Raw genomic sequence first — 6,110 nt, forward strand, 5'->3', positions numbered from 1 at the left:
AAAGAGCTGCAACAATGGCGCTATGTGCCATCAATCTACTTTTTAAATACCTATCACCACAACCCGCTTTATATTAAGGCATTAACCAATACTATTGTTGAACATGTCAAAGCACATGGTAAGCCGGATAAACTTGTGCTGTCTTATCACGGTATGCCCGAGTTATTTCGCCAGTGGGGCGATCCCTATTATGATTTTTGTTTGCAAACAACTGACTTGTTAAAGCAGCAATTATTAGGAACAGAGATAGCTAGGCAGTGTTGCTTTAAAGAATATGAAATAATCTCTACCTTTCAATCTCGTTTTGGTAAAGCGCAATGGCTACAACCTTATACCGATGAAATATTAGCGAGTCTGCCGCAACAAGGTGATAAACATATTGCCATTCTTAGCCCTGCTTTTAGTAGTGACTGTCTGGAAACACTAGAAGAATTAGAGCATGAAAACCGGGAAATATTCATCAATGCTGGTGGTGAGCAATACCATTATATTGCTGCATTAAATGATCGCGACGATCATATTGACGCCTTGTTCGATGTGTTAGTACCAGCTTTGGGTTCACCGAACTCTCTTAATTAGGCACTGAACTAGTTACAAAGCTAGTCACAAAGCTAGTCACAAAGCCAACTACTCACTTGCTAAGCTACATAAAACCAGTATACTGTTTTTATATACAGTTACCCTGGTGGTGGGTGGTAAATGAGTAATCAGCGAAAAATAATTCATATCGACATGGACTGCTTTTATGCTGCCGTTGAAATGCGAGATTTTCCTGAGTATCGAAATATCCCGCTGGCAGTGGGTGGCGATGGTCCTCGTAGTGTCTTGTGTACCAGTAATTATCAAGCACGTAAATTTGGCGTCCGTGCTGCCATGCCTGCTATCAAAGCAAAACAACTTTGCCCAAACCTGACCATAGTTCATGGTCGCATGGATGTGTACAAAGAAGCCTCTAAACATATCAGAGAAATATTTTCTCGCTACACCGACCTTATTGAACCTTTATCCCTAGATGAGGCCTTTCTTGATGTCACAGAGGCAACTTTATGTCAGGGCAGTGCCACGCTTATTGCACAGCAGATTAGATCTGATATTTTTAATGAGCTTAACTTGACTGCCTCAGCGGGCATTGCCCCGAATAAGTTTTTGGCTAAAATTGCCAGTGACGAAAATAAGCCTAATGGCCAATGTGTTATCACCCCTGATAAAGTTGCGAATTTTGTTGAACAATTATCGCTAAAGAAGATACCTGGTATTGGTCCTAAAACTTTTGAAAAGCTCAATCGCCATGGTTATGTCACTTGCGCGGATGTCCGGCAAAGTAATATAAGAGCATTACAGAATATTGTCGGTAAATTTGCTAATAGTTTGTATTTAAAAGCTCATGGTGTTGATAACCGAGCTTTAGAAGTCAGTCGACAGCGAAAGTCACTCGCCATTGAAACTACTTTGATGGAAGATTTATCAACCCAAGATGAGTGCCAGCTTGTTATTGAGTCCTTATATGAAAAACTGTTAACTCGATTAGCACCACACAGTAATAGGGAAATCATTAGGCAAGGGGTGAAATTGAAGTTTGCCGATTTTAATCAGACTACTGTTGAGACCCAGAGTAATGCATGTCAACAAGCCCTATTTTATAGCTTACTGTCAAAAGCCTATAGTCGAGCAAATAAGCGTGGTATTCGCTTAGTCGGCTTAACCTTAGGTTTTGCTGACAACCCAAGTGAAAGCCTCCAGTTGTCACTTTCACTGTAGTTTTTATTAGCCAAGCACAGATAGACCTGAAACAAACGGCATTAGCTTACGCAGTTGGCTTATCAGCAAGGCAACTTCCCCCGCCGTAATTGATATGGCTATTAAACGCTTATTAGAAAAAAGCTACTTCAATGATGAGAATTTTCTGTCAACCGCTGTCGGTACCACGCTAAACCTGGCTATGGTTGGCTTTATATCGCTAACAAGTTGGAACAAAAGCGTGTCTGCACAACAATTATCCAAAAATTGCGTGAAAGTTGTGAAATTGATTGGTATCTTCAAGCCGAGCTTGGGTATAATAAGCGTTTTGGCGCCAAGTACTCTATTGATGAAAGCATTGATAGTAAGCTTGACTAAAAAGCAGCAAAAGAAGAACAAGCCAAGCAGCTTTGTTTTTTTACCATACCGTGCTTATTCCAGTGATGAAATTTTTGCGGTATTAGACTAAATTACAGCATGTAAATAGCGCCAGAATTAGCATAAACCCAGAATTAAAATAGACCTAAATCGATTTGTTGAGTATCCCATGATTAAAAGCACCGCCGAAGTCCGTCAGGCATTTTTAGATTTCTTTGCCACCAAACAACATCAAATAGTTAAAAGCAGCTCGTTAGTACCAGGTAATGATGCCACGTTATTGTTTACCAATGCCGGTATGGTGCCTTTTAAAGATGTATTTTTAGGCGCTGAAAAGCGTAGTTATACCCGAGCAACCTCAGCACAACGTTGTGTGCGAGCGGGTGGTAAGCATAACGATTTAGAAAATGTTGGCTACACTGCGCGTCATCATACTTTTTTCGAAATGCTAGGCAACTTCAGCTTTGGTGATTATTTCAAAGAAGAAGCTATTGGTTATGCTTGGGAGTTTTTAACTGTTGTTCTAGGCATACCAAAAGAAAAACTACTGGTTACCGTATATGCAACAGATGAAGAAGCTTTTTCATACTGGAAAGATGAAATTGGTGTACCAGAAGATAAAATAATCCGCATTGGTGATAAATCAGCGGATAATAAGTATGAATCAGATAACTTCTGGTCAATGGGTGATACCGGTCCTTGTGGACCTTGTTCGGAAATATTCTTTGATCACGGTGCCGATATTTTTGGTGGTCCGCCGGGCTCGCCTGATGAAGACGGTGATCGTTTTATTGAAATCTGGAACATAGTATTTATGCAATATAACCGTCAAAGTGACGGTACTATGGAGCCATTACCTAATCCATCTATTGATACTGGTATGGGCTTAGAGCGTATTTCAGCCATTATGCAAAATGTGCATAGCAACTATGAAATTGATATTTTCCAAGCATTAATTAAAGATACCGCAGCGCTACTTAGTTGTAGCGATTTAGAACATAAATCATTACGTGTTATTAGTGACCATATTCGTTCATGTAGCTTTTTAATTGTTGATGGTGTTGTGCCATCAAATGAAGGTCGTGGTTATGTACTGCGTCGTATCATTCGCCGTGCTATTCGCCATGGTCATAAATTAGAAGCTCAAGGGCATTTCTTCCATAAACTGGTTGCCTCGTTAATCGGACAAATGGGTGAAGCCTACCCTGAGTTAGTTCAGCAACAAGCTATTATTGAAAAACTATTACGCATAGAAGAAGAGCAATTTGGTCGTACTCTAGATCGTGGCATGATTTTACTTGAAGATATTTTAGCTAATTTATCTGGCGATACCATCAAGGGTGATGACGTCTTTAAGTTATATGATACTTATGGTTTTCCAGCTGATTTAACCGCTGATATTGCTCGTGAACGTCAATTGAAAATTGATCAAGACGGCTTTGCTGCCGCAATGAAACAGCAACGTGAACGCGCACAAAAAGCGAGTAACTTTGGTACTGATTATAATCAACAGCTTAAATCTGATCACAAAACAGCATTTAAAGGCTACGACAATGACTCATATTCAGCGACAGTGGTTGAGTTATTTAATAGCCAAGATCAAGAACCGATACAGCAATTAAATGCCGGTGAGCAGGGTATTGTTATTTTAGATCATACGCCGTTTTATGCTGAATCAGGTGGGCAAGCGGGTGATAGTGGTTTATTACACCTAGACGGTGATGTGTTTGAAGTAACAGATACGATTAAATTAGGTAATGCTTTTGCCCATAGAGGTACGGCACGGACAGATATTGGCTTAAACCGTAGGGTAAAAGCTGAAATCAACGTTGAGCGCAGAGCTGCTATCGTTAAAAACCATACAGCAACACATTTATTACATGCAGCATTACGCAAAGTATTGGGTGAACATGTTACTCAGAAAGGCTCATTATGTGATAGTGATAAATTACGTTTTGATTTCTCTCATTTTGAAGGCGTTACCGCACAAGAGTTACATGCGGTTGAGCAAATGGTAAATGATGAAATTCGCCGTAACCACGCAAAGAAAACAGAGTCTATGTACATCGAAGAAGCTAAGGAAAAAGGTGCTATGGCACTCTTTGGTGAAAAGTATGATGATGAAGTGCGCGTAGTTACCCTTGGCGATTTCTCAATAGAGCTTTGTGGTGGTGTCCATGTTAATAGAACCGGTGATATTGGTTTATTAAAAATTGTTTCTGAATCGGGTATTGCTGCAGGAGTTCGTCGTATCGAAGCGGTTACGGCTACCGGGGCTCTTGATTTTATTAATCAACAAAGCGCCTCTTTAACGAATATTGCCGCGCTGGTTAAGAGTGATGTGGCTAATGTTGGTAACAAAGTCGAGCTGCTAGTTAGTCGCTCTAAGCAACTTGAAAAGGAAATCGGGCAACTTAAACAGGAATTAGCTGCACAAGCTGGCTCTGATTTAATTAATGACGCTATAGACATTAATGGCGTTAAAGTTTTAATTGCTGATCTAGGTGGTGTGGAGACTAAAGCACTTCGCGGCATGGTTGATGAACTTAAAAATAAAATGCAATCAGGCATTATCATGTTAGCAACGGCTAATGGCCCGAAAGTGGGCTTGATCGCTGGCGTAACCAAAGATTTAGTTGGCCGTGTTAAAGCCGGTGAGTTAGTTAATATGGTCGCCCAGCAAGTAGGTGGTAAAGGCGGTGGCCGTCCCGATATGGCACAAGCAGGCGGTAGTCAGCCAGAGAACATCACACCGGCCCTTGCTAGTGTATCTGCATGGTTAACAGAAAAGCTCGCTTAAACGCTAGATAAAATGGTTAGTAGTAATTAACTACTGATTTAAAGGGAATATAAAGGAAGCATTTGCTTCCTTTTTTGTTTTTATCTCATGTTATAAAAATGAAAATTTCCATGGAGGGAGGGACTTATTTGTTGTTACGTACAAATAAACACCAAAATATTGCAATTTATTACAGGATTGGTAGTAAAAATAGACTATAAAAGTATTCAAGGATATGGAATTATTGCTAAAATATGAAAGATAGATGTAGCAACAAAGTTACTTGTTGCCTATTATCGAAGCTTCATTGAAAACTATCATCGGATATGGTGTTTTTAGTGAATAATGACTTTTTATCGAAAATTGACTATTAGTTATAGTGGATGGATTAAAAAGTAACTAATTCTAATATATTACTAGCTTATATATATTTATTTAGTGATCTCACTTTAAAGGATAAGGAAGAAAACATGCTTATATTAACACGACGCGTAGGCGAAACTTTAATGATTGGTGATGAAGTCACCGTAACTGTTTTAGGCGTTAAAGGAAATCAGGTAAGAATAGGTGTTAATGCGCCAAAAGAAATCTCAGTGCATCGCGAAGAAATTTACATGCGTATTCAAGCTGAGAAAGGTGATGCTGAAGTTTCAGGTAACAAGGTCTAACTAATCACTGCTTTTTAAGTTGATTATTAGAGTCTTTACTGAAAAGCGTAATATATAACGTTATATATTACGCTATATATAACAGCTAACAAAACACTGCTAAGGCGGTGTTTTTTTATGTATATGCTTGGTAAATGATTAAAAAACAATACAATCGGATGAATTGTCAACAAACAGTGATTTATACTAAATAAATACTAAAAATTGTTTGACTTATTTTTAGAATCCCTTATTATTCGCCCCATTGGAGAGGTGACCGATTGGTCGAAGAGCTTCCTGTTAAAAGGGTTTCTGGTTTATCCCAGATAAAAGTTCTTTTCTAACGCTTTTATTATTAAATGCATTGGAACTTGACAATAAAAAGGTAAAGTATTGGAGAGGTGGCCGAGTGGCCGAAGGCGCTCCCCTGCTAAGGGAGTAACGGCTTTAAATCCGTTCGAGAGTTCGAATCTCTCCCTCTCCGCCATTACTTTTATTACGATAAATAATGGTTGTGAAGAACGAAAGTTCACTATCTTGAGACTAAGATATAAAATATAGCTAATGAG

At 39.1% G+C, this 6,110-nt stretch carries 5 protein-coding genes and 1 tRNA gene; all 6 read left to right on the plus strand.

What is annotated here, in order from left to right; translation table 11 throughout:
- The coding region (hemH, locus tag HRT50_RS13495) for a ferrochelatase (RefSeq protein ID WP_291615327.1) at positions 1-579 on the plus strand (579 nt) is incomplete at its 5' end.
- Positions 580-699: 120 nt separating this feature from the next.
- Positions 700-1,758, plus strand: coding sequence for a DNA polymerase IV (dinB, locus tag HRT50_RS13500; RefSeq protein WP_291615329.1), 1,059 nt, complete (start codon positions 700-702; stop codon positions 1,756-1,758).
- Between the two features lie 94 nt (positions 1,759-1,852).
- Positions 1,853-2,206 (plus strand): hypothetical protein, encoded by a 354-nt coding sequence (locus HRT50_RS13505; RefSeq protein WP_291615330.1) that lies wholly within the window; start codon positions 1,853-1,855, stop codon positions 2,204-2,206.
- 78 nt (positions 2,207-2,284) lie between these two features.
- Positions 2,285-4,915, plus strand: coding sequence for an alanine--tRNA ligase (alaS, locus tag HRT50_RS13510; RefSeq protein ID WP_291615333.1), 2,631 nt, complete (start codon positions 2,285-2,287; stop codon positions 4,913-4,915).
- A gap of 449 nt (positions 4,916-5,364) precedes the next feature.
- The gene (gene csrA / locus HRT50_RS13515; RefSeq protein WP_057179906.1) at positions 5,365-5,562 is read left to right on the plus strand and encodes a carbon storage regulator CsrA; all 198 of its coding nucleotides are present in this window, start codon (positions 5,365-5,367) and stop codon (positions 5,560-5,562) included.
- 374 nt (positions 5,563-5,936) lie between these two features.
- Positions 5,937-6,028: transfer RNA gene (locus tag HRT50_RS13520), tRNA-Ser, on the plus strand.
- Positions 6,029-6,110 lie beyond the last annotated feature (82 nt).

Origin of the sequence: Colwellia sp. (assembly GCF_013215345.1) — a bacterium.
Classification (GTDB): Bacteria; Pseudomonadota; Gammaproteobacteria; order Enterobacterales; family Alteromonadaceae; genus Colwellia.